The sequence below is a fragment of the Vibrio sp. TRT 1302 genome (assembly GCF_050113875.1).
Lineage (GTDB): Bacteria > Pseudomonadota > Gammaproteobacteria > Enterobacterales > Vibrionaceae > Vibrio.
In genome coordinates this window covers 539,862-562,172 of record NZ_JBNJOF010000001.1, presented here as the reverse complement: position 1 = coordinate 562,172, position 22,311 = coordinate 539,862, and the positions used below count along the sequence as shown (strand labels likewise).

Below are 22,311 nucleotides of genomic sequence, written 5' to 3'. Positions count from 1 at the left end.
GATTGTTGTGCCCATTCCTACGAGGAACAGGAGTGGGCTAAAGGAATTAGATGAGCCCCCCTAAATAATGGCTCATTACACAATAAATAAAATGGAGAGAATTAAATGGCTGGTGTTTTGGGAATGATCCTTGCTGGTGGAGAAGGCTCGCGCCTACGCCCACTGACGGAGTCTCGCAGTAAACCCTCGGTGCCTTTTGGCGGTAGCTACCGTCTTATCGACTTTGCACTAAATAACTTTGTTAATGCTGACCTGATGCGTATCTACGTGTTAACACAGTTCAAATCTCAATCTTTGTTTCACCACCTAAAGAAAGGTTGGAATATCAACGGTATTACCGACCGTTTTATTGACCCTATTCCAGCACAGATGCGTACCGGGAAGCGTTGGTATGAAGGTACGGCGGATGCTATCTACCAAAACCTTGGCTTTATGGAATTGTCCGAACCGGATCAAGTTTGTATTTTTGGTTCAGACCACATCTACAAGATGGATATCAAGCAAATGCTTGATTACCACAAAGAAAAGCAAGCTTCGCTCACCGTTTCGGCTTTGCGTATGCCTTTAAGTGAAGCATCACAATTTGGTGTTATTGAAGTCGATGCTGAAGGGCGAATGGTAGGTTTTGAAGAAAAACCAGCGTACCCGAAATCTATCCCTGGCGATCCAGAATACGCGTTAGTGTCTATGGGTAACTATGTATTTGAAGCACAGACGCTTTTCGCTGAGCTGATTGAAGATGCAGATAACCCAGACTCAACTCATGACTTCGGCAAGGATATCATTCCAAAAATGTTCCCTCGCGGCGATGTGTTCGTGTATGACTTCAGTACCAACCGCATTACTGGCGAGAAAGAAGAAGTGTACTGGCGTGATGTCGGTACGATTGACGCATATTGGCAGGCTCACATGGATCTGCTCGCGAAGGACGCGCCGTTCTCGCTGTATAACCGTAAATGGCCTCTTCACACCTATTATCCACCGCTACCACCGGCAACGTTTACTGACTCTGACAATGGTCGAGTACAAATTATCGATAGTCTTGTGTGCAGCGGTAGCTATGTTCGCGGTTCGAGAATTGAAAAATCGGTACTCGGCTTCCGTAGCAACATCGCCTCTGCGTGTGACATTAGCGAAAGTATCCTACTGGGCGATGTTAAGGTCGGTGAGGGCTGTGTACTGCGCCGCGTGATCGTCGATAAGGATGCGGATATTGCACCGGGTACCCAAATTGGTGTAAACCTATCGGAAGATAAGAAACACTACCATGTATCGGAAGAGGGTATCGTTGTCATTCCAAAAGGAGCACGTATTGGCTACTAAGAATCTATCCATTCTATTTGTAGCATCGGAAGTTGAAGGGTTAATCAAAAGCGGTGGCTTGGCAGATGTTGCCAAGGCGCTGCCTGAAGCATTACTCACATTACAGCAAGATGTTCGTATCACTCTACCCGCATACCAGAAAGTCGCGGGCATTGATCAAGCTCCAGTTTTACTGGACACACAGCTTGAATATTGGCCGCACACACCGTATCGAGTTAAACAACTCGAAATCGCGGGAGTACCTGTCTATGCGATTGATTGCGAAGGGTACTTCAACCGCTCGGAAATGTACGCAGAGAACAACCAAGCGTATCAAGACAACGGTGAAAGGTTTGCTTTCTTTAGTGCCGCGTGCCTCGATATGTTACCGAAACTTGGCTTTCAACCAGATATCGTTCACGCCAATGACTGGCATACTGGGTTTGTTCCCTACTTACTGAAACACCGATACGGAGCGGATGCGTTTTTCTCAGGGACGAAAAGTGTACTCTCGGTGCATAACGCCGTATTCAAAGGGGTGTTTAGCTATGATGAGTTACAGAATCTACCAGAGATGCACACACGCTACGCTGGCGATGCGGCTGTAAGTGACACCCATGTAACCATGCTAAAAGCGGGCGTTATGTGTGCAGATAAGATTAATGCCGTGAGTCCTACTTATGCTCAGGAACTAAAAACTGAGTTAGGTAGTCATGGTATGGCTGCGGAATTTCAGCACAGAGCCGAGGATTTAGTCGGGATACTAAATGGTTGTGACTACTCGGCATGGAACCCTCAAACCGATCCTTCTTTGCCTGTGAACTACAAAGCAACGCGACAAAGCATGGTCCGAGGGAAGAAAGCGTGTAAGAAAGAACTTCAGCAACGTGTTGGTTTAGAAGCGTGTGATGTCGCTGTATATGGCATGGTTTGTCGACTAACGCACCAGAAAGGTATCCACTATCTAATCCCGATTCTGGATGCTTTCTTGAAGCATCAAGTTCAGGTCGTGATCGTGGGCACGGGAGACCCTGTCTTGGCGGCGCAGCTAAAAGAGATTGAAGCGTTGCACAGCGATAAATTCGTCTTTGTCGAGGCTTACGATAATGACCTTGCTCATTTGGTCGAGGCGGGCTCTGACTTCTTTATCATGCCTTCTGAATTTGAACCGTGTGGATTGAATCAAATCTATAGTATGGCTTATGGCACGTTACCTATTGTCCGTGGTGTCGGGGGATTACGTGATAGTGTCAATGATTACGACGAAGAACCCAATACGGCGACGGGTTTTGTTTTTCAACAACCTGAGCCAAGTGAGTTATTAAACGTTCTACAACGTTCACTCTTGCTATATGCCCAACAGCCAAATGAAGTTAAACGCGTTCAATTGTATGCGATGGAACAAAACTTCTGTTGGTCCAAAGCGGCTGAAGAGTATATCAACCTGTATCGGTCGGCCCTTCACGCTTAACCTGTCTAAAGGCGTCATTTCGACGCCTTTTTCAATGATATTTACATTTTTGACCAGAGAATGACGGATAAATCGAGTTGTCGGACTTAAATCCTTCTAGGATTATGGTAATCTCCTAAGCCAAGATTTTGAACCTAAGTGGCCCTTGTCTGATATGAGCGATACCCTGTTATTCCACAAAACGTTTGCACACCCTACTAGTGACGAGTGGGTTGTCTTTGTGCATGGTGCTGGGGGTAGTTCATCGATTTGGTTTAAACAAATCAAAGCGTACAGGGAGCATTTCAATCTATTGTTGATTGATCTTCGCGGTCACGGCAAATCGAATCAGTTACTCAAAGAGCTGATTGCAAACCGTTATACCTTCAAAGCTGTGACCATGGATATTCTCAAGGTCCTTGATCACCTCAAGATTCGTTCAGCCCATTTTGTGGGTATGTCGCTGGGTACCATTATTGTCCGTAATATCGCAGAGTTATCGACGGACAGAGTGAAATCAATGGTGCTAGGAGGCGCTGTAACGCGTCTGAATACACGTTCTCAAGTGTTGGTCAAACTCGGAAACCTTTGTAAGCACATTGTTCCTTACATGTGGTTATACAGCCTTTTTGCCTATATCGTGATGCCTCAACGTACGCAAAAAGAATCCCGTCACTTGTTTATCCGTGAAGCCAAAAAGTTATGCCAAAAAGAGTTCAAGCGTTGGTTTATTCTTACCGCTGAAGTTAATCCGTTGATGCGTTACTTCAAGGATCGTGAGTTACCCATCCCAACGCTATATTTGATGGGCGAGCGTGACTACATGTTCATCCAGCCAGTCAAAGAGATGGTTGCCGCTCACCGTAAAAGCCAATTACTTGAAATCGCTGATTGTGGTCACGTCTGCAATGTTGAAAGGCCTGATGAATTTAACCAACACTCGATAGCCTTTATTCAACAGCAAATCGAAGCCAAATAGAGTTAGGGCGCACAGGCGCCGCATTGCCAGCACAAACCGAATTGAGCTTCGTTTTGTTCAGCACACCCACTACACAGCCAGCTCACGCCTCGTTCAGCACGCTTAAAATCGGCAATGATTGCTTGTGCTTGAGCGAGTTGTTGCGCATCGAATAGCCAAATATACGGTTCACTGTTCTCACCAAAAGGGAGCTCTCCCTGTAAACCGAATAAACCTTCTCCTCGCACCTCACAAAGGATTTGCTGTGATTTCAATAACTCACAAACGATATGTGCTTCAGGTGGCGTTGCTGCTGAATAGAGGCGCATTACACGTTTCCGTTTGAGGCTGAAGGCGTTGATTTCAGTTTGCCCATTATCCACTTAGCAACAACAGGGAAAAGACCTAATAAGGCAAAGGAAGCCAACACACTTGGAGAAACGATACCGGATAAGCTATCAATCTGCGCCAACTGGGTACCCGCGTTGAGGTATACCGCTGTGCCTGGCAACATACCTAATTGGCTCACCAAGTAGAATCGTGCAGTCGCAATGGGTGTTAGTCCCATCAATAGATTGATCAAAAAGAAAGGAAAAACCGGAATTAGACGTAACGAGAATAGATAAAATGATCCGTCACGTTCAACGCCTTGGTTTATTGCTGACAACTTATCACCAAACTTGGTTTGAACCCAGTCTCTAAGAAGATAGCGGCTGCTTAAAAAAGCCAGAGTTGCGCCAATGGTACTGGCAAAAGAGACAAGGACTAAGCTTGTCCAAAAACCGAATAGGGCCGCTCCCAATAGCGTGACGACAGCAGCACCCGGAACAGAAAATGCGGTGATGGTTACGTAAGCCAAGAAATAGCTGGCGGCCGCGACAACAAAATTATCTGCGATAAATAGAGCGAGCTCGGCTTGCTGAGCTTTCGCATTTTCCAGAGTGAGATACTGTCCAAAATTAAGGGCTAGCAATACAACAACAAGGATGAACACAACGCCCAAAATCAGTTTTTTACTCATACAACATCTCCATCAAACATCAAAGCTAGCGAAATTAAAGTGTTAATAGACTAGAAAGGGAAAGCAAGCAGTAAATTTCACAAATAAGAAAAAAGTCAGCACTAAGGCTGACTCTTTATTGATTCGATAACTTATGTGTTAGTGATGGCTAAGCTCGTTGAGCAGCTCTTGGCGTCGATTTTGAGGAATGACGGACCAATGAGTGCCATTGATAGCACCTTCTAATGCCCAAAGTAGCTCGATGTTAACGTCAGAAGAGTGAGTAGACTGAATCGCTTTGAATGCGTTAACTGAACCGGTTTCTTCAAGGTTTTCGACACTTTCGATACCCGCTTTCTTGAGCATACGCTCAGTAGCTAATCGTAAGTTCGGTAAATCTTTGAGGCGACTTGGCTTCGTTTGCGATTGAGTTTTCTTCTCTTTATTTGCCGCATCAAGTGCAAGTTTGGCGAGTTCTAAGGTTTTATTGGTATCTGAACTCCAGTCATCACACAAGGCGTAGTATTTCGTTACAACGGGAAATCCGCGTTTTTTATAAACGTAAGGTTCGAGTCCTTGAGATTTAAATTGTTTAGTCAGTGCTGCGTCTGCACGAACGTGAAGCTTATCGTTGACCACGAGTGCGAACATCGTGTCATCAGCAAAAATGCCAAAGCCACCAAACATTGAACGAGACTTGATGTAGCCAAGTTGCTCAAATAATCGCATTGAGTCTTTTAGTATTGGTTTATCCATGCTGTGTATTCTCGGTGTATAGTTATACGCCACCAGTTCAGGTCCGAGAGATTAGCAAAATAATGCAGGTACTTTGTTAGTAAGGCGTCATACAACCGTGAGCAATTCGTGTATGACAAGTGCATATTCACCATCGGCAACCCCGCTACCAGACATATCATGTTTAAGGCCGGAGGCTTTGCGTCCCACCCTTTCGGAGTGGTTTGCCCTGTTCGTGGCATTATTCGAACATTTAGAGCATAAATAAAATATGCGCAGGACATCACGCCGAAATGGAATAAGTGTGATCTTGGTTCAGTAAAAAGAAGCAAATTATCCGCTTAGCCAATAGTGTGCTACCGGCTAAGCGAACGGTTTGAACTATTTGTTCAAATCACGGACGGTATTTCGTTCAACAATCTCAGGGTGCATTTCAAAGATACGCTTCTCATGCTCTTTATCTTTGATACGCTCGAGCAAGATTTCGAATGCGTTTTTACCGACACGACGTTTTGGTTGGTGGACAGTCGTTAGTGGTGGAGAGAAGTACTCAGCCAGCTCAATATTGTCATAGCCGATGACTGACATATCTTCAGGAATTCGAATGCCTTTTTGCTGAAGACGGCTCATCAAACCCAATGCCATAGTGTCGTTGAAACAGAACACAGCACTTGGCTTGTTATCCATCGCAGCAATTTTGTCTGCCGCTAATACGGCGGTATCACACTCGAAGTTACCTTCAAGAATCCAATCTTCATTCACCGAAAGTTCTGCTTCACTCATCGCGCGTTTGAAACCGCGAATACGCTCCTGACAGGCAGCTTTTTCAAAGTGACCACTTAGGCAGGCAATATCTTTATGACCACGTTCGATCAGATATTTTGTTGCTAAATAGCCGCCTTCTTCTGAGTTATCAATGATCTTGTCCGCTTGCGAGCTCTCAGGGCCCCAGTCCATCACGACTTTAGGGATATCTTTATGGCGATCGAGCATTTCGCTCAGCTCTTCAGTAAGGTCTGAACACATGACTAAGATGCCGTCTACGCGCTTCTCTGCCAACATGCGGATGTAGTCGCGTTGCTTCTCGTAGATGCCACCCGTATTACACAAGATAAGCGTGTAACCCTGGCGGTAGCAGTAGCTTTCTACGCCATCAATCACTTCTGAAAAGAATAGGTTTGTTGATTGGGTGACCAACATACCGATTGTACGAGTCGTGTTACATTTCAAGCTACGCGCTACAGCACTTGGCGCATAGTTTAACTCGTTCACCGCTTCCATTACTTTTTCTTGAGTAGCTTCAGCAACAAAGCGTGTTTTATTAATTACGTGAGACACAGTGGTTGTTGAAACACCGGCTAGGCGAGCAACATCTTTAATAGTGGCCATAAGGTTTTGTCCTGTCGATGACTGCCACGGAAATATATTCAAGTGTAGAATAAAATAGTCTGGCAGAAAGTATCAGAAACACAAAAACCGCCCTTATTTAGCGGTTTGTATTTGAATCGTTCATTTTTATCGTTTGCGGTCACGATTTTAGACCGCAAACTCTCAGAGAGCAAACAAAAAACGTCAAAGTTGTATGTTTGAGCTCACAATGTACGTTTTTTTACTCGCCTGCAAGATAGCTGCAATCTAGCTCTAAGAAAGCGCTAGTAAGGCTGGCGATTGCAGAGTAAAAACCGAATTCATCGAGTGTCTGACACTTGGCTGAAAATTTCGGAACCCAGCTCAAAAGGTGTTGCTGAATAAACGCTTCTTGCTCTTTTAACGCATCTTCTAAATGACGCTCTTGTTCCAACTCGTTTGAGCGAATAATAAGATTGCCAAGAAAGTCGAGTTCGATTGCAAGATGGTCGGCTGGCTCGTTTAGTTCTTTTTCAACTGCAACCCCATGTTTCGCCATCAGCTCTTCCATCTCTTTCGCTGGCGTGTCGTTAAGTAATCCCGATTGACCAATGTACATAGAGGCATAAGGAAGGGCAGAGTCTCTGTCTGACTTTAAAAACAGATCGCAGAAATCTGCGGCGAGTTCCAATTGAGCATCTTCACGATCCATCAATCGATTGAGTGCATCAACGACGCGGTCAATTGCAGGTTTTAAAGCGGCATTTTCACCCAAACCAGTCAAAAACGCGCGGATTTCAGCGGAATGATACTGCGCGATATTTTCCTCAGTAAGCTCATTGGCAAACAGGCTTGATAGCCACCAGTAAATCTCGGCACGTTTCTCATTAAATGCTTTAATTTCTTGCATTAGGTTCAACTCCTAAAATAACTATCTACTAGTTTAACCAATAAAAATGAATAGTGATAACGGCTTGTGTGACAAGTTACCACCAATTATGAATGGATATTAATGGGCGGGTGACTTTTGTCTTGAATCAAGAAAAAATCATCTTTCTTAGTTTTAAAGTGATAATTACTAGAAATGTTACTATTTATGAATAGAATACAATTTTAGAGCAATTCCCAATGTAAATTAAGTGGTGTAGATGAGCTATCATGTACTAGTTGTAGAAGATGACGCAGTCACGCGTAGCAAACTCGTTGGTTACTTTCAGAACGAAGGTTATAACGTGAGTGAGGCTGAAAGCGGCGAGCAGATGCGTCATACGCTACAAAACAATGCGATTGATTTGGTGATGTTAGATATTAATCTTCCTGGTGAAGATGGGTTAATGCTAACGCGCGAACTTCGCAGTCAATCTGACATTGGAATTATCCTGGTAACAGGACGCACGGATAGCATCGATAAAATTGTTGGCCTAGAAATGGGCGCAGATGATTACGTCACCAAACCGTTTGAGTTACGCGAACTTTTGGTTCGAGTTAAAAACTTATTGTGGCGCATCTCTTCTGCCCGCAACGCATCTGCAACACTAGACGCAGCGCAGCAAGACGACAATGTAGTACGTTTTGGCGAATGGACATTTGATGTTCAACGACGTGCATTAAGTCGTAATGGAGAGCCAGTAAAACTCACCAAAGCTGAGTATGAATTGCTGGTTGCACTCTCTTCATACCCTAATCAGGTATTGAGCCGTGAGCGTATTCTCAACATGATTAGCCACCGTGTCGACGCACCGAACGATCGTACCATTGATGTGCTTATAAGACGTATGCGAGCGAAAATGGAATTCGATCCAAAGAACCCTCAGATCTTTGTGACGGTTCATGGCGAAGGTTATATGTTTGCAGGCGACTAGTCACTCTTTATGAATTAAAAAAACCGAGGCACTTGCCTCGGTTTTTTATTTTGTGATGACAGCAAGTTGCTAAACGTTGCTCTCTGAAGCCTGCATAGCTTTCTCTTCATAGTCTGACGCCCAGTCTCGAAGAGTCTGCCAAATACGACCCAATGTCTCATGCCAGTAACGTTCAGTTTGCTCGAGGTAGACCGCTTTTGGCGCATATTTCGCCCAGAACTCGGTTACATTTTCATGCGCTAGGTAGTTAGTTGGTGCGGCATAAGGTTTTAAACCTGCTGAGTGGAACTCATTCAGTGCGCGCGTCATATGGCTTGCTGAAGTCACCACAACCAGTTTCTTGTTTGTCACGAAAGCTGCTGCTTGTCGCGCTTCTTCCCACGTATCTTTGGCTGTTTCAAGCAAAATGATGTCGGACTTAGACACACCAAGAGCGAGTGCGACTTTGGCCATCATTCGTGCGTTGCTCACTTCGGAACCTGCGGCGTAACCAGATAAGATAAGTTTGGCGCCAGGGTAGATGCGTAAAATTCGAATACCTTCTGTTAGGCGCATCAAACCAGAACGGCTTAACTCAGATGTTGGTGGTATTTTATCGTCGACAACGTGGCCGCTGCCCAAAACCATTACATAATCGATGGGCTCATCGACTGGGAAAAACGCCGAGTATTGGCGCTCTAGTGGCATCAATAGACGAGATGAAACGGGTTGGAAGGCGATAAGGAAAATGCCAATAAAAGAGAATAGAACAACAAAGCAACCTGTCTTCTGCTTTCGAGTAAACATGATCAACATTAGCCCGAATAGGCCAATGATGAGCAGGGCCGGCAAGGGCATTAGCAGAGAAGACACAACTTTTTTCAGCTCAAACATACGAAATAGTCCGAAAAAACATCAATTGATTATATTTTAAGAGAAAGCCTCTTTATTCCTGCTTTTCTTGTGACAGAATAGCAGCACGATTAGACATGATAACTCAAGCTGCTGTGACTGAAGACCGCAATTTCGACGATATTGCCCACAAATTTGCAAAAAATATTTACGGTTCTGACAAAGGCGAGATTCGTCAAGTCATTGTTTGGGAAGATCTTCAACAGATACTTCATGCCGTAGATGGGGCGAAACAACCACTGAATGTGCTGGATGCTGGGGGCGGCTTGGCACAAATGTCGCAAAAGCTTGCTAAACTCGGACATCACGTCGCGTTATGTGATCTATCTTCTGAAATGCTGCAATTAGCAGAGCAGGATATTGCAAATAATGATCTGCTTGCGCAGTATCGCTTCATTCATTCGCCAGTCCAATCGATTGATCAACATCTCGACACTCAAGTAGATATCGTTTTGTTTCATGCAGTCATGGAGTGGTTGGCAGACCCGAAACCGGCATTAGAAAAAGTGCTTGAGCAGGTGAGACCTGGTGGTATGGCTTCCATCATGTTTTATAACCACCATGGGCTGGTCTACAAGAATGTTGTATGTGGCAATATTCCCCATGTTCTTGATGGGATGCCGCATCGTAAGCGTTTTAAATTACAACCGCAAAAAGGCTTAATACCTGAAGAGGTATACCAGTGGATAGAAGACGCTGGTTTTTCAATTTGCGGCAAATCTGGTATTCGTTGTTTTAGTGACTACATAGGCAATATGGAGTACATGGGCGACTACCAGTATGAAGATGTGTTGGCACTAGAAAGACAATTGTGCAGACAAGAGCCATACCTCTCGTTAGGCCGATACATACATGTATGGGCGAAAAAGAAAGATAAGCAGGACTAACAATGAGTGAGATGACTCTAAATGCTGCAGAGCAGCCGATCGACGAGTTGGTCGGCTGGGTAAAACAGCACGATTTCTCATTGAATCTGACCACAGAGCGCTTGGCATTTTTGATCGCTATTGCTGTGCTCAGTAACGAAAGGTTCGATGAAGAGTTAGGTGAAGGTGAACTGCATGATGCGTTTACCATAGTGACTCGATTATTCGAAGAAACAGGGGATGCCTCTGCGTTCCGTGCAAACAACGCCATCAATGAGATGGTGAAACAGAGACTAATCAGCCGCTTTACCAGTGAAATTAACAACGGAGCAAGTATTTACCGTTTATCGCCTCTCGCGATGGGTATTACTGACTATTACGTTCGCCACAGAGAATTTTCTAAGCTTAAATTATCTATCCAATTATCTATGGTTGCAGATGAAATGGCGAAAGCGATTGAGTCTGCACGTCAGGGTGGTACACCTGAGCATTGGCGCAAGAATGTTTATGGCGTCTTAAAATACTCGGTTGGAGAGATTTTTGACCAAATCGACTTGAACCAACGTGTGATGGATGAGCAGCAACAGTCCGTCAAACTTCAAATTGCAGAGCTGCTGAACAAAGATTGGCGAGATGCGATAAACAACTGTGAGTCGCTGCTGTCTGAAACGTCCAACACGCTTAGAGAGTTGCAAGATACGCTTCAAGCGGCGGGTGATGAACTACAAACTCAGATTCTTGATATTCAAGAGCTTGTATACGGTGATGATGAGCTCGAATTTATTGCCGAAACACTGTTCGCACTGCAAATGAAACTTGACCGCATCACAAGCTGGGGTCAACAAGCGATTGACCTTTGGATTGGCTATGACCGCCACGTCCACAAGTTTATCCGTACCGCGATTGATATGGACAAGAACCGAGCGTTTAGTTCGCGTTTACGTCAATCGATAAAAGATTATTTCGATATGCCTTGGTATCTGACTTATGCAGATGCTGAGCGTCTAACTGACCTTCGTGATGAAGCGCTAGTACTTCGCGATGATGAAGTCACAGGCCAAGTGCCGCTAGAGGTGGAATACGAAGAGTTCCAACAGGTCAATGATGAATTGGCAGAACGCATTGGCAATATGCTCCGAGTTCATAAAGAACAGGGTACCGCCATTGATCTTGGTATCGTGCTACGCGATTACCTAGCTCAGCATCCGCAGACTCATCATTTTGATTTAGCACGAATTGTTATCGACCAAGCAGTACGCCTTGGTTATTCCGAGTCAGATTATCAGGCAATTCAGCCAGACTGGCAGGCGATCAACGATTTTGGTGCAAAGGTACAAGCAAATGTCATCGACCGATACTAATGAATACATGCCAGACAATTTGGCAAAAGCAATTTCGAACCCTCTGTTCCCTGCGCTTGATAGCATGCTGCGAGCAGGGCGTCACATTTCCAGTGAAGATCTAGATAACCACGCACTGTTGTCAGACTTCGAAGTTGAGCTGAGCTCTTTTTATCAGCGTTACAACACAGAGCTAGTTAAAGCACCTGAAGGCTTTTTCTACCTTCGTCCACGTTCAACCTCTTTGATTGGCCGCAGCGTTCTTTCCGAACTGGATATGCTGGTGGGCAAGGTGCTGTGTTTCTTATACCTAAGCCCTGAGCGCTTAGCTCATGAAGGTATCTTTACCAACCAAGAGTTGTATGAAGAGCTGCTTGCTCTTGCTGATGAATCTAAGCTAATGAAGCTTGTGACCAACCGTGCGACAGGTTCAGACTTAGACAAAGAGAAACTGTTCGAAAAAGTACGTACGTCTCTACGTCGACTACGTCGTTTAGGCATGATCATCAATATTGGTGAAACGGGCAAATTCAGTATCAGTGAATCGGTATTCCGCTTCGGTGCCGATGTACGTATCGGTGACGATATGCGAGAGGCACAACTGCGTCTTATCCGCGATGGTGAAGCGGTTGTCCATACCAAAGAACCAAGTCAGGGTAGCCTACTTGAGCAAAATAATGATGACAATGACGATCAAGCCGAAGAGCAAATGTTAGAAGAGGGTGAAGCATGATTGAACGTGGTAAATATCAATCGCTAACCATGGTCAACTGGAACGGCTTCTTTGCGCGTACATTTGATATCGATGGTCTAGTAACAACGCTTTCTGGCGGTAACGGTGCAGGTAAGTCGACGACCATGGCGGCCTTCATCACCGCATTGATCCCAGACCAGACCTTACTTCACTTCCGTAATACCACCGAGGCGGGCAGCAATCAGTCATCTCGTGATAAAGGTCTTTACGGTAAACTGCAAGCGGGTGCTTGTTACGCAGCGCTTGACGTGGTTAACTCACGAAATCAACGTTTACTGTTTGCCGTCAAGCTACAGCAAGTGGCTGGCCGTGATAAGAAAGTCGACATCAAGCCATTTGTTGTTCAGGGTTTACCAAGCCATGTGAAACCGACCGATATTTTAATTGAGAGCGTGTCGGCAACTCAGGCACGTGTTCGTCAGATTAACGAAGTAAAGGAAGCGGTCGGACAATTCGAGGGTGTGCAATTTAAAGCGTTCCCTTCCATCGTTGACTACCACTCGCAAATGTTCGAGTTTGGCGTTATTCCGAAGAAACTGCGCAACTCAAGTGATCGCTCGAAGTTCTACCGTTTAATCGAAGCGTCGCTGTACGGTGGTATTTCAAGTGCGATTACTCGCTCACTGCGAGACTACCTGTTACCGCAAAATGGCGGCGTGAAGAAAGCGTTCCAAGATATGGAATCAGCGTTACGTGAAAACCGTATGACGCTGGAAGCGATCAAAACGACCCAAGCAGACCGTGACCTGTTCAAACATCTTATCACTGAGTCAACTAACTACGTGGCAGCAGACTACATGCGCCATGCAAATGACCGACGCAACAAGCTAGAGCAGACTCTGTCTTTACGTAGTGAGTTGTTTGGTTCACGTTCAACGTTAATCGAGCAGAACAATCTACTTAACCGAGTGCAAGAAGAGCTTGAGCTGCTGGTTGAGTCTGAGTCTGCTTTAGAGCAAGACTACCAAGCGGCGTCTGACCATCTGCAATTGGTGCAAAATGCTTTGCGTCAGCAAGAAAAGATTGAGCGCTACCAAGAAGATCTTGAAGAGCTCAATGAGCGCCTTGAAGAGCAGTTGATGGTGGTTGAAGAAGCGCAAGAGCGTGTCGTGATGGCTGAAGAGCAAGCGTCTGTTTCTGAAGAAGAAGTGGATAGCTTGAAGAGTCAGTTAGCCGACTACCAGCAAGCGTTGGACATTCAGCAAACCCGTGCGCTGCAATATCAGCAAGCGGTTGAAGCGCTAGATAAAGCAAAACAACTATTGGGCAACGAAGGCTTAACTGCGGAATCGGCGCAAGCGCTTGTATCTGAGTTGAAAGCTCAAGAAGCCCAAAGCACGACAGAGTTGCTCGCAACTAAGCATAAGTTAGATATCTCATCAGCGGCTGCTGAACAGTTTGAATCAGCTCTCAAGCTGGTCGCAAGTATTGTCGGACATGTAGAGCGTACAGAGGCTTCAACAGCGGCTAAAGCCGCGATTGAACAGAGTCGTGAAGCACAGCGCATTGCTCAGAATGAACAGCAATGGCGAGCACAGCATCGTGATGTGGAACGTCGCTTACATAAGCAACGCCAAACTCAGGAGTTGGTCGCTGAATATCAAAAACAGCATCAAGTGGCACTGACCGATGAAGCGACGTTTGAGATCGAGCGTGAACGTCACGTTCAACAGATCGAATCTCTAGAGATATCTCAAGAAGAGTTGCGTGAGCAACGCAGTGAGCAGCGTCGTCTTGAGCAAGATGCATCCGCTGAGATCAACAAGCTTGAAGCCATTGCTCCAACTTGGATTGCTGCGAATGATGCTCTCGAATCACTTCAAGAGCAAAGCGGTGTAGAACTGTATGACAGTCAGGCTGTCATGAGTCATATGCAAGTCGTTCTAGAGCAAGAAAAACAACAGTCTATCGCCAAAGATAAACTGGCTGAACGTCGTAGCAAGCTTGAAGATGAAATTGAACGACTCGCGTCTCCTGGTGGTTCCAACGATCCGCGTCTTAAAGGCTTAGCCGATACCCTCGGTGGGGTTCTGCTGTCTGAGATTTATGACGATATCACCATTGACGATGCGCCGTATTTCAGTGCGATGTACGGCCCAGCTCGCCATGCGATTGTTGTATCGGACTTGTCTGGTATCGAAGAGAAGCTGGTTGAGTTAGATGACTGCCCTGAAGACCTCTACATCATTGAAGGTGACATCGATGCCTTTGATGATAGCTCATTTGATGCCGAAGAGCTTGAAGGTGCGGTATGCGTGAGAATGAACAATCGTCAGATGCGTTATTCGCGTCTGCCAGAAATTCCTTTGTTCGGTCGTGCTGCTCGTGAGCAACGTTTGGAACTGCTGCGCAATGAGCGCGAAGAGGTTGTAGAACAGCATGCTAAAGCGGCGTTTGATTCGCAAAAACTCCAACGTCTGTACCAAGCATTCAACAACTTTGTGGCTAAACACATTCAGGTTGCGTTTGAAGCTGACCCAGAGCAAGCATTGATCGTAGTACGTGAAAAACGCGGCCAATTAACACGAGCTTTGGCAGATCTAGATGCCAAAGAACAGCAGCAACGCAGTCAGTTATTGGCAAGCAAGCAAGCGATATCCGCTCTCGATAAGATTGCACCAAATATGGCTCTTATTGAGGATCAGGCACTACTTGCTCAGTTTGAAGAACTGGAGCAAAACATTGCCCAACTGACAGATGCCAAAGCGTATATTGCTCGTCATGGCAAGGCGATTGCTGAGCTAGAAAAAATTGCTTCAGCGCTGGAAGCTGACCCTGAGCAGTTTGATGCTCTGGAAGCGGAATACCACGCCGCTGACCAAAAACTTCAACAGCTCAAAACCCAGATTTTTGCTGTGGCAGATTTGGTTGAGCGTCGTCATTACTTCGCTTACTCAGACTCAGTCGATTTGTTGAATCAAAGTAGCGAATTGAGCGAGCAGCTTAAATCGAAACTGGTCGAAGCGGAACGTATGCGTACTCGTTCACGCGAGGAGTTTAAACAGGCTCAAGGCCAGATGAACCAATACAACCAGGTGCTAGCCTCACTTAAGAGTTCGCATCAGGCGAAGCTTGAAACGGTTCAAGAGTTCAAACAGGAGTTACAAGAATACGGCGTCACGGCTGACGAGGGTGCGGCTGAACGCGCTATGCGTCGTCGCGATGAACTGCAAGAGCGTTTGCACACGTCACGTTCTCGTAAGAGTGAATACGAGCGCACTATCACTGCGACAGAACTTGAGATGAAAGCGCTGGCAAAACGTCTCAAGAAAGTACAGAAAGATTACGTTGATCTGCGTACCTTTGTCGTTGCAGCGAAAGCAGGTTGGTGTTCAGTACTTCGCCTAGCACGCGAGAATGATGTGGAACGTCGCCTTCACAAGCGTGAACTGGCTTACATGTCTGCGGATGAACTGCGCTCTATGTCGGATAAATCCTTGGGCGCATTGCGTCTTGCGGTCGCCGACAATGATGATCTGCGTGACGCGCTACGTCTTTCTGAAGACAATGCTCGTCCAGAACGCAAAGTCCTGTTCTATATTGCCGTATACCAGCATCTTCGTGAGCGTATTCGTCAGGACATTATTCATACTGATGATCCTGTTGAAGCTATCGAAGAGATGGAAGTGGAACTTGCGCGTCTAACGGAAGAACTGACACAACGTGAAAACCGTTTGGCAATCAGCTCGGATTCTGTTGCGAGCATAATTAAGAAGACGATTCAGCGTGAGCAAAACCGTATTCGTATGCTTAACCAAGGTCTATCCAACATCTCATTTGGTCAGGTGAAGGGCGTTCGACTCAACGTTAAGATCCGTGAAAGCCATGAAATATTGCTCAATGGCCTGTCTACGGGACAAGAACAGCACAAAGATCTCTTCGAATCAACGCGTTACACCTTCTCTGAAGCGATGGCGAAGTTGTTCCAACGTGTCAATCCACATATCGACATGGGGCAGCGTTCTCCACAGGTTCTGGGTGAAGAGTTGCTGGACTACCGTAACTATCTGGAATTAAGCGTGGAAGTTAACCGTGGTGCAGATGGCTGGCTTCAGGCTGAGTCAGGCGCGCTATCGACAGGTGAAGCCATTGGTACCGGTCAATCGATTCTATTGATGGTTGTACAGAGTTGGGAAGAAGAGTCTCGACGTCTACGTAGCAAGGACATTGTACCTTGTCGTCTATTGTTCCTTGATGAAGCAGCACGTCTTGATGCTAAGTCTATCTCAACTCTGTTCGAGTTGTGTGACCGTCTCGACATGCAGTTACTTATCGCTGCACCAGAGAACATCAGCCCAGAAAAAGGGACGACCTACAAGCTGGTCCGTAAGGTATTTAAAGACCACGAGCATGTTCATGTTGTTGGCTTACGTGGCTTTGGACAAACCAAGAAAGCCAATAGTGAAGTCCAGCAACTGGTCGAAGAGCTATAAGAGACAAAAAAGCCCGCGAAAGCGGGCTTTTTAGTCGTATAAGCAGAGCTATCTAGGAATCTCTTTGGCGAAGATACCGAACTGACGTGCAGCATAAGCGACTCGTTCGGCTGGCTTCGGATACTCAGCAGGAGAACCAAGACTCTCGATATGATGTAGGCGAGGTAGTAAGCCAGCGCCGTTGGCGATTTGAATAGCAAGTCCAGGACGAGCATTCAGTTCTAGCACCATTGGACCTTCCTCTTTATCAAGTACCATATCGGTACCCATATAGCCGAGCCCAGTCATTTCCCACGCACTTGACGCAAGGATAAGCAGTCGTTCCCAATGAGGCACTTGAAGGGTTGCTAACTCCATGCCAGTGTCTGGATGGTGAGTAACAGGTTGGTCAAACTGCACAGCTCGGACAGCACGACCTGTCGCGATATCAATGCCCACACCAACGGCACCTTGGTGCAAGTTTGCTTTGCCATCGGATGCCGCCGTCGAACAGCGCATCATCGCCATTACCGGATAACCTTTGAAAACGATGATGCGCACATCAGGTACACCTTCGTAGCTGAAACCTTCAAAACAGTCATCAAACTTAATCAAGTTCTCCACAACAGCAACATCGTTTTTGCCGCCTAAGGAGAAGAGTCCCGCCAATGCATTACTGATATGACGCTCTACATCTTCTTGATTAATGGTGGAGCCTGAAGGCTTGGTGTACACACCATCTTTATGTGACGTGATAACCAGAATACCTTTACCACCACTACCTTGGGCTGGTTTGATCACAAAGCCAGGCCAGTTCTTTACCATTTCGTGAATGGTTTTAACTTCAGCCTGATTGCGAATCACACCAATCAGCTTTGGTACCGTAGCGCCAGCCGCTTCAGCAATGATTTTGGTTTTGAGCTTGTCGTCAACCAGCGGATACTTTGAACGATCATTGTATCGGCCTATGTAACTGTGGTTACGCTTGTTCATGCCCATAATGCCTTTGTGGCGGAGCTTGAACGGCGATGTATATTTCGAAAACATCACTTACTCCTCCGCTAGCGGTTTAAAGCGACGGAGTTCAGTCAAGCGGTAACCTGTGTAAGTACCTAGCAGCAAGATAGCCGCTAACACGATCAACTGTAGACCGATAAAGTTAAAGGTCAGGTGTTGAATGAATGGGTTCGTCATCGCGAGATAAACCAGCACGGCAGTGAGCAGTGAGCCACCGCCTTGCAGCACGACTTCCTTCGCGCCTTCTTCTTCCCAAAGAATGGACATACGTTCAATCGTCCAAGAAAGAATAATCATTGGGAAGAAAGTAATCGATAACCCTTCGGTTAAACCAATCTTAAACGCGACAACAGTAAACACAGAGATGATCATAATTACTGTGATGATCACCGCCGATATCCTCGCGACTAACAGTAAGTTGAGCTTCGATAGATAACTTCGGATGATGAGGCCCGTACCGACGATCAGCAAGAAGCCAACAATACCCGTAACTAGTTGAGTCTGAACAAAGGCAACGGCAATCAACACCGGCATAAATGTACCTGAGGTTTTCAGACCGATAATCACACGCAAGAACACAACGATCAGAGCGCCAATCGGGATAAGCATGATGGTTTTAAACATCGCTTGCTCTTCGAGAGGCAAGCTGTGAATCGAGAAGTTTAATAGGCCATCTGCGAGTACTTTATCTTTGGTTGCTTGTGATGGCGTAATATCCTGCGCGATCATAGAGAAGTGAACCTGACTGTTTTGACCGCCCACTAAATCAAGCAGTGACACATTAGATTCGTCCCAGACCAGAATGTTGTCAGAAATGGCAGGGTTAGCGTTGTTTGGATTAAACAGAACCCACTGTTTTCCATTCCATACCTGATTCATGTGCTGGATAGTTTGTCGACGACGGCCATCTTCTAGCTCAATAACGCCAACGACTTTGCTTGGTACTTTGGCGTAAGCAAGGATTTTTGCCACTGCATCAACTTTGCTCATACGGTTCAGCAGTAGCGAAGCATTTTGGCTCTCTGAATCGTTGATTGATTTGATCAACTCGCGAGTGAAGGTAATGTCGTCAGCAGAGCGTTGATTCGCACGTTCAATCAATGCAAGAACGGCAGCTTCAGCGGGGCCATCAAAGGTTGGTTGAGTCATTTCGTCAGTTGGTGGTGTTGATTCGACCTTAGCTTGAGGGTCAACCAAGAACTGAGCTTTATAGTAGATGGTTTGTGGCCCTGTGGCCTGACGTACTGACCATTCGGCGCGGCGTCCTGATTCAGTTTCTACGTATGAGAGACCGTAACCAGGAGAAGAAGATGATTCATCAATTAGGGTGAAGCCTGTCTGAGTATGAGGCGCAGCTAATGACGCTTTGACAGACTTAGATTGACCACTAAATTCAATGCGAGCCTCGATGTCCCAGACCTGACGTGCTTCGCCTGGTGTCCAAGGAACACCATAATTTTGGTGGCGGAAGATGCTCAATGCAATACCAGCAATAATTAATAGGGCAACTGATATATAAAAAGGGATTTTTGAAGTCATAAGCTTACGCTACCTTGTTATTTTTCTTGGTTTTCCGTATGGATGTATTTTTTACTTACATCAACGACAGCTATATCACGGATGAATTCGCGTCCTAGTAGTACAGGATGACTCATCTGAGAACGATCCGCCAAGGTAAATTGCGCTTTTTCATGGATTTTTCCGAGTTTAACCCACAATTCAATTACCGCTCGTCTTTCGACTTCTGCGTTGGTTGATTGGCGAATTTTTACGAAGCGAAGAATAGGTGCTTCGATCCAGTTAGATTCATCTAGTGTTTTCTCTCCATCTGAAAGATGGAAGCGTACCCAATTTTTACCATTGCGCTCGAACTCTTCAATATCGATAGCGTTGAGTGATGATGTCGCAGCTCCGGTATCAACACGCGCGTCAAAAGATTGCTTAATTGAATCAATGGTTACTTTTTCTACTTCGCCAAGCACGATGCCATGAGTAGGTGTTGGTTGGGCTGGAGCAGGGGTAGTGAGGACTACCGGCGCGGCAGTTTTACGGACTTCATTCATCGCTTCTGTTCTGAAATCGGACAACTGCTGTTCAAGTAAGTTGACCTGATCCTCAAGACTCTCGATGTAATCAGACTGGTTGCTCAATTGCAAAGCTAGGTTTTCGTATTGAGTGGTGAGATTTGTTTCTGAAGCCTGAATGGCTGCAAGTGTTTCTTGGTGGAGTTGTTCGCTGTTTGTCAGCGTACAACCAGAGACTAGCATTATGGCCATTAAAGGGGTCAATCTTGTCAACATTGAGAAACCTGAACGTAAATAGAATTATTAATTAAATAAGAAGTTTAGCGTATATTTTTTATCGCAAACAAGCAGCAATTGGATTGATGCTCTCAAAATTTGAGGAAGGGATGATCATACGCAAAAAATAAGGATGCTGAGCATCCTTATTATTGTATTGGCTATTGGATACGAGAGAAACGTTTTCAAGTCGAACTTGGGTTAACTCTCTGTCAATATTTATGGTTTTTTAGCAACCAGAATCGCGCGTCTTGGTGCTGGGTGACCTTCGACGGTTTTCGATGGGTCATTCGGATCTAAGTAATCAGGCAGAGAGTTGTGAGTCATCCACTCAGTGGTACGTTGCTCCCCAACGCTTGTGACATTTTCATCGACAATACGCACATCGACAAAGCCCACTTGTTCCAACCAAACCTTGAGTGCTTTTGCGGATGGGAAGAAATAGACGTTACGCATCTGAGCGTAGCGATCAACAGGAACAAGTACAGAAGTCTCATCACCCTCGATAACTAATGTCTCTAACACCAGTTCTCCACCAGAGACCAATTGGTCTTTCAACTGGATAAGATGATCCAGTGGAGAGCGGCGATGATAGAGCACACCCATGCTAAACACAGTGTCGAACGCTTCCAGTTTAGGAAGTTGTTCAATACCTAGAGGTAGCAAATGCGCACGCTGATCGTCACCCATCAGTTTACGTATCGCTTCAAACTGAATCAGAAATAGGTGTGAAGGGTCGATACCGACAGTTAACCGAGCGCCTTCACCCAGCATGCGCCACATGTGGTAACCGTTACCACAGCCGACATCAAGCACGCTTCTGTTTTTCAGTGGTGAAATGTGTGGCAATACGCGATCCCATTTCCAGTCACTGCGCCACTCAGTGTCAATATGAATGCCGTGAACATGGTATGGGCCTTTACGCCACGGGTGGAATGTGCGCAACAGGCTTTCAAGCTTGTTCAACTCACCTTGATGAAAAGGCGTGTCATTGGCAAGAGTGACAGAGTTTTTTAGATCGACTTGGTCAGGCGAACCTTGTGGGATCTTGTTCAATGCTTTGACCCAGCGACCAAAGTCACCATGTTCCGCATTTTGCCAGTCGGTTAGCTGCTGAGGGAGTACGTTTAACCAAGGTTGAAGGCGAGTATCTTGAGCAATCAACTGGTAGAAATTAGCAAAATTAAACATAGTTTTATCACTGATAATAAATTAAAAATTTGACACAAGATGAGTGAGTCGGAAAATTTCTCACTATTTAATCGCGAACATAGAGCCAAAGTTAAAGCATTGGAACCACACATCGTAGCTAGTGAAGCCAATTGCTTTAAAACGCGTTTTGTGCTCTTGCTTAGAGTCAGGACGCATTACGTTTTCAATGGCGCTTCTCTTTTGACTGATCTCAAGCTCGCTGTAGCCGTTAGCTCGTTTAAAATCATGGTGGAGATCAATCAGAAGCTCATTGGACACTTGGTCTTCAAAAACGTATTTTTCAGACAGAATTAAAATCCCGCCTGGACGTAAACCAGCGTAGATCTTTTCAAGTAAGGCATATCTGTCTTCGGGAGACAAAAATTGCAGGGTAAAGTTAAGTACCACAACAGAGGCATTTTCAATCTCAATATTGCGGATGTCCGCTTCAACGACTTCCACTGGCGTGTCACTTCGATACGCATTTACGTGTAGCTTACAGCGTTCTACCATGGCCGATGAGTTATCTACGGCGATGATTTTACAGCCTTCTTGATTGATGTGACGACGCATAGAGAGCGTTGCAGCACCGAGTGAACAACCTAAGTCGTAGATGGTTGAATGCGGCTTGACGAAGCGCTCTGCCAGCATACCGATCGCAGAGATAATATTGCTGTAGCCCGGTACCGAACGTTGAATCATGTCTGGGAAGACTTCCGCTACACGCTCATCAAAGGTGAAATCCCCAATTTTATCGATTGGAGCCGAAAAAATAGTATCTGGATTGCTCTTAGGGTTCATACTCGGTTCTCACTAGATGTCGGCTTGGTCGCCAACATGGTCTACAGCTATTAAAAAGGCGCGTATTTTATGAGAAATAAACGCC

General features: G+C 45.7%; 19 protein-coding genes and 1 riboswitch. Of the genes, 8 read left to right on the top strand and 11 right to left on the bottom strand.

Annotated features, from left to right (window positions below; all coding sequences use genetic code 11):
* Window positions 1-105 precede the first annotated feature (105 nt).
* The 3 genes from glgC to ACQEXP_RS02610 all read left to right on the top strand — a co-directional run bounded on the left by glgC (window position 106) and on the right by ACQEXP_RS02610 (window position 3,731).
* Window positions 106-1,323: a glucose-1-phosphate adenylyltransferase gene (glgC, locus tag ACQEXP_RS02620; RefSeq protein ID WP_138972408.1), complete on the top strand. Its 1,218-nt coding sequence runs from the start codon at window positions 106-108 to the stop codon at window positions 1,321-1,323.
* Window positions 1,313-2,773, top strand: coding sequence for a glycogen synthase GlgA (glgA, locus tag ACQEXP_RS02615; protein WP_426967979.1), 1,461 nt, complete (start codon window positions 1,313-1,315; stop codon window positions 2,771-2,773). Before glgC ends, glgA begins: the two co-directional genes overlap by 11 nt.
* A 154-nt stretch (window positions 2,774-2,927) precedes the next feature.
* Entirely contained in the window at window positions 2,928-3,731 is an 804-nt protein-coding gene (locus ACQEXP_RS02610; protein WP_138972410.1) for an alpha/beta fold hydrolase, read from the top strand.
* Between the two features lie 2 nt (window positions 3,732-3,733).
* On the opposite strand, the gene ACQEXP_RS02605 is transcribed toward ACQEXP_RS02610, so the two are convergent.
* From ACQEXP_RS02605 to torD, 5 genes are all read right to left on the bottom strand, one after another.
* The gene (locus ACQEXP_RS02605; RefSeq protein WP_426967977.1) at window positions 3,734-4,039 is read right to left on the bottom strand and encodes a putative signal transducing protein; all 306 of its coding nucleotides are present in this window, start codon (window positions 4,037-4,039) and stop codon (window positions 3,734-3,736) included.
* The gene (locus tag ACQEXP_RS02600; RefSeq protein ID WP_269377170.1) at window positions 4,039-4,731 is read right to left on the bottom strand and encodes a TVP38/TMEM64 family protein; all 693 of its coding nucleotides are present in this window, start codon (window positions 4,729-4,731) and stop codon (window positions 4,039-4,041) included. Before ACQEXP_RS02600 ends, ACQEXP_RS02605 begins: the two co-directional genes overlap by 1 nt.
* A 138-nt stretch (window positions 4,732-4,869) precedes the next feature.
* Complete coding sequence (locus tag ACQEXP_RS02595; RefSeq protein ID WP_269377171.1) at window positions 4,870-5,466, bottom strand: TfoX/Sxy family DNA transformation protein; 597 nt, start codon at window positions 5,464-5,466, stop codon at window positions 4,870-4,872.
* A 132-nt stretch (window positions 5,467-5,598) separates the two neighbouring features.
* Window positions 5,599-5,684: riboswitch (cyclic di-GMP riboswitch) on the bottom strand.
* Between the two features lie 142 nt (window positions 5,685-5,826).
* On the bottom strand, window positions 5,827-6,834 hold the full coding sequence (gene purR, locus ACQEXP_RS02590; RefSeq protein ID WP_269377173.1) for an HTH-type transcriptional repressor PurR: 1,008 nt from the start codon (window positions 6,832-6,834) through the stop codon (window positions 5,827-5,829).
* A gap of 220 nt (window positions 6,835-7,054) precedes the next feature.
* A complete protein-coding gene (torD, locus tag ACQEXP_RS02585; protein ID WP_269377174.1) occupies window positions 7,055-7,702 on the bottom strand; it encodes a molecular chaperone TorD in 648 nt (215 codons plus the stop codon).
* 238 nt (window positions 7,703-7,940) lie between these two features.
* Between torD and torR the strand changes: the two genes are divergently transcribed.
* Window positions 7,941-8,654, top strand: coding sequence for a two-component system response regulator TorR (torR, locus tag ACQEXP_RS02580; RefSeq protein WP_269377175.1), 714 nt, complete (start codon window positions 7,941-7,943; stop codon window positions 8,652-8,654).
* Window positions 8,655-8,723: 69 nt separating this feature from the next.
* Here torR and elyC read toward each other — a convergent pair whose 3' ends face one another.
* Window positions 8,724-9,527 (bottom strand): envelope biogenesis factor ElyC, encoded by an 804-nt coding sequence (gene elyC / locus ACQEXP_RS02575; RefSeq protein ID WP_138972417.1) that lies wholly within the window; start codon window positions 9,525-9,527, stop codon window positions 8,724-8,726.
* Between the two features lie 95 nt (window positions 9,528-9,622).
* Here elyC and cmoM point away from each other — a divergent pair, with 95 nt between their 5' ends.
* The 4 genes from cmoM to mukB are packed head-to-tail and all read left to right on the top strand — an operon-like array spanning window position 9,623 to window position 16,938.
* The gene (gene cmoM / locus ACQEXP_RS02570) at window positions 9,623-10,432 is read left to right on the top strand and encodes a tRNA uridine 5-oxyacetic acid(34) methyltransferase CmoM (RefSeq protein WP_426967973.1); all 810 of its coding nucleotides are present in this window, start codon (window positions 9,623-9,625) and stop codon (window positions 10,430-10,432) included.
* 2 nt (window positions 10,433-10,434) lie between these two features.
* The gene (gene mukF, locus ACQEXP_RS02565) at window positions 10,435-11,772 is read left to right on the top strand and encodes a chromosome partition protein MukF (RefSeq protein ID WP_426967972.1); all 1,338 of its coding nucleotides are present in this window, start codon (window positions 10,435-10,437) and stop codon (window positions 11,770-11,772) included.
* Window positions 11,753-12,484 (top strand): chromosome partition protein MukE, encoded by a 732-nt coding sequence (gene mukE, locus ACQEXP_RS02560; protein WP_426967970.1) that lies wholly within the window; start codon window positions 11,753-11,755, stop codon window positions 12,482-12,484. Before mukF ends, mukE begins: the two co-directional genes overlap by 20 nt.
* Window positions 12,481-16,938 carry a chromosome partition protein MukB gene (gene mukB / locus ACQEXP_RS02555; protein WP_426967968.1) on the top strand — a complete coding sequence of 1,486 codons (4,458 nt, stop codon included), beginning with the start codon at window positions 12,481-12,483 and terminating at the stop codon, window positions 16,936-16,938. Before mukE ends, mukB begins: the two co-directional genes overlap by 4 nt.
* Before the next feature lie 48 nt (window positions 16,939-16,986).
* Here the strand turns inward: mukB and ACQEXP_RS02550 are convergent, their stop codons facing one another.
* The 5 genes from ACQEXP_RS02550 to cmoA form a co-directional block, all read right to left on the bottom strand.
* The gene (locus tag ACQEXP_RS02550; RefSeq protein ID WP_138972421.1) at window positions 16,987-17,964 is read right to left on the bottom strand and encodes an alpha-L-glutamate ligase-like protein; all 978 of its coding nucleotides are present in this window, start codon (window positions 17,962-17,964) and stop codon (window positions 16,987-16,989) included.
* A 3-nt stretch (window positions 17,965-17,967) separates the two neighbouring features.
* Entirely contained in the window at window positions 17,968-19,473 is a 1,506-nt protein-coding gene (locus ACQEXP_RS02545; protein ID WP_426967966.1) for an inactive transglutaminase family protein, read from the bottom strand.
* Window positions 19,474-19,490: 17 nt separating this feature from the next.
* Window positions 19,491-20,234, bottom strand: coding sequence for an ATP-dependent zinc protease family protein (locus ACQEXP_RS02540; RefSeq protein WP_269377181.1), 744 nt, complete (start codon window positions 20,232-20,234; stop codon window positions 19,491-19,493).
* Window positions 20,235-20,453: 219 nt separating this feature from the next.
* On the bottom strand, window positions 20,454-21,425 hold the full coding sequence (cmoB, locus tag ACQEXP_RS02535) for a tRNA 5-methoxyuridine(34)/uridine 5-oxyacetic acid(34) synthase CmoB (protein WP_269377182.1): 972 nt from the start codon (window positions 21,423-21,425) through the stop codon (window positions 20,454-20,456).
* Between the two features lie 63 nt (window positions 21,426-21,488).
* The gene (gene cmoA, locus ACQEXP_RS02530; protein WP_426967964.1) at window positions 21,489-22,226 is read right to left on the bottom strand and encodes a carboxy-S-adenosyl-L-methionine synthase CmoA; all 738 of its coding nucleotides are present in this window, start codon (window positions 22,224-22,226) and stop codon (window positions 21,489-21,491) included.
* Window positions 22,227-22,311: the final 85 nt, after the last annotated feature.

Bases quoted from the DNA above. Each gene is read 5' to 3' on its own strand.
- purR (WP_269377173.1), bottom strand. From the start codon at position 6,834: ATGGCCACTATTAAAGATGTTGCTCGCCTAGCCGGTGTTTCAACAACC.
- cmoA (WP_426967964.1), bottom strand. From the start codon at position 22,226: ATGAACCCTAAGAGCAATCCAGATACTATTTTTTCGGCTCCAATCGAT.
- mukF (WP_426967972.1), top strand. From the start codon at position 10,435: ATGAGTGAGATGACTCTAAATGCTGCAGAGCAGCCGATCGACGAGTTG.
- ACQEXP_RS02600 (WP_269377170.1), bottom strand. From the start codon at position 4,731: ATGAGTAAAAAACTGATTTTGGGCGTTGTGTTCATCCTTGTTGTTGTA.
- torD (WP_269377174.1), bottom strand. From the start codon at position 7,702: ATGCAAGAAATTAAAGCATTTAATGAGAAACGTGCCGAGATTTACTGG.
- ACQEXP_RS02605 (WP_426967977.1), bottom strand. From the start codon at position 4,039: ATGCGCCTCTATTCAGCAGCAACGCCACCTGAAGCACATATCGTTTGT.
- ACQEXP_RS02595 (WP_269377171.1), bottom strand. From the start codon at position 5,466: ATGGATAAACCAATACTAAAAGACTCAATGCGATTATTTGAGCAACTT.
- glgC (WP_138972408.1), top strand. From the start codon at position 106: ATGGCTGGTGTTTTGGGAATGATCCTTGCTGGTGGAGAAGGCTCGCGC.
- cmoB (WP_269377182.1), bottom strand. From the start codon at position 21,425: ATGTTTAATTTTGCTAATTTCTACCAGTTGATTGCTCAAGATACTCGC.
- cmoM (WP_426967973.1), top strand. From the start codon at position 9,623: ATGATAACTCAAGCTGCTGTGACTGAAGACCGCAATTTCGACGATATT.
- elyC (WP_138972417.1), bottom strand. From the start codon at position 9,527: ATGTTTGAGCTGAAAAAAGTTGTGTCTTCTCTGCTAATGCCCTTGCCG.
- mukB (WP_426967968.1), top strand. From the start codon at position 12,481: ATGATTGAACGTGGTAAATATCAATCGCTAACCATGGTCAACTGGAAC.
- ACQEXP_RS02610 (WP_138972410.1), top strand. From the start codon at position 2,928: ATGAGCGATACCCTGTTATTCCACAAAACGTTTGCACACCCTACTAGT.
- ACQEXP_RS02540 (WP_269377181.1), bottom strand. From the start codon at position 20,234: ATGTTGACAAGATTGACCCCTTTAATGGCCATAATGCTAGTCTCTGGT.
- torR (WP_269377175.1), top strand. From the start codon at position 7,941: ATGAGCTATCATGTACTAGTTGTAGAAGATGACGCAGTCACGCGTAGC.
- ACQEXP_RS02550 (WP_138972421.1), bottom strand. From the start codon at position 17,964: ATGTTTTCGAAATATACATCGCCGTTCAAGCTCCGCCACAAAGGCATT.
- ACQEXP_RS02545 (WP_426967966.1), bottom strand. From the start codon at position 19,473: ATGACTTCAAAAATCCCTTTTTATATATCAGTTGCCCTATTAATTATT.
- mukE (WP_426967970.1), top strand. From the start codon at position 11,753: ATGTCATCGACCGATACTAATGAATACATGCCAGACAATTTGGCAAAA.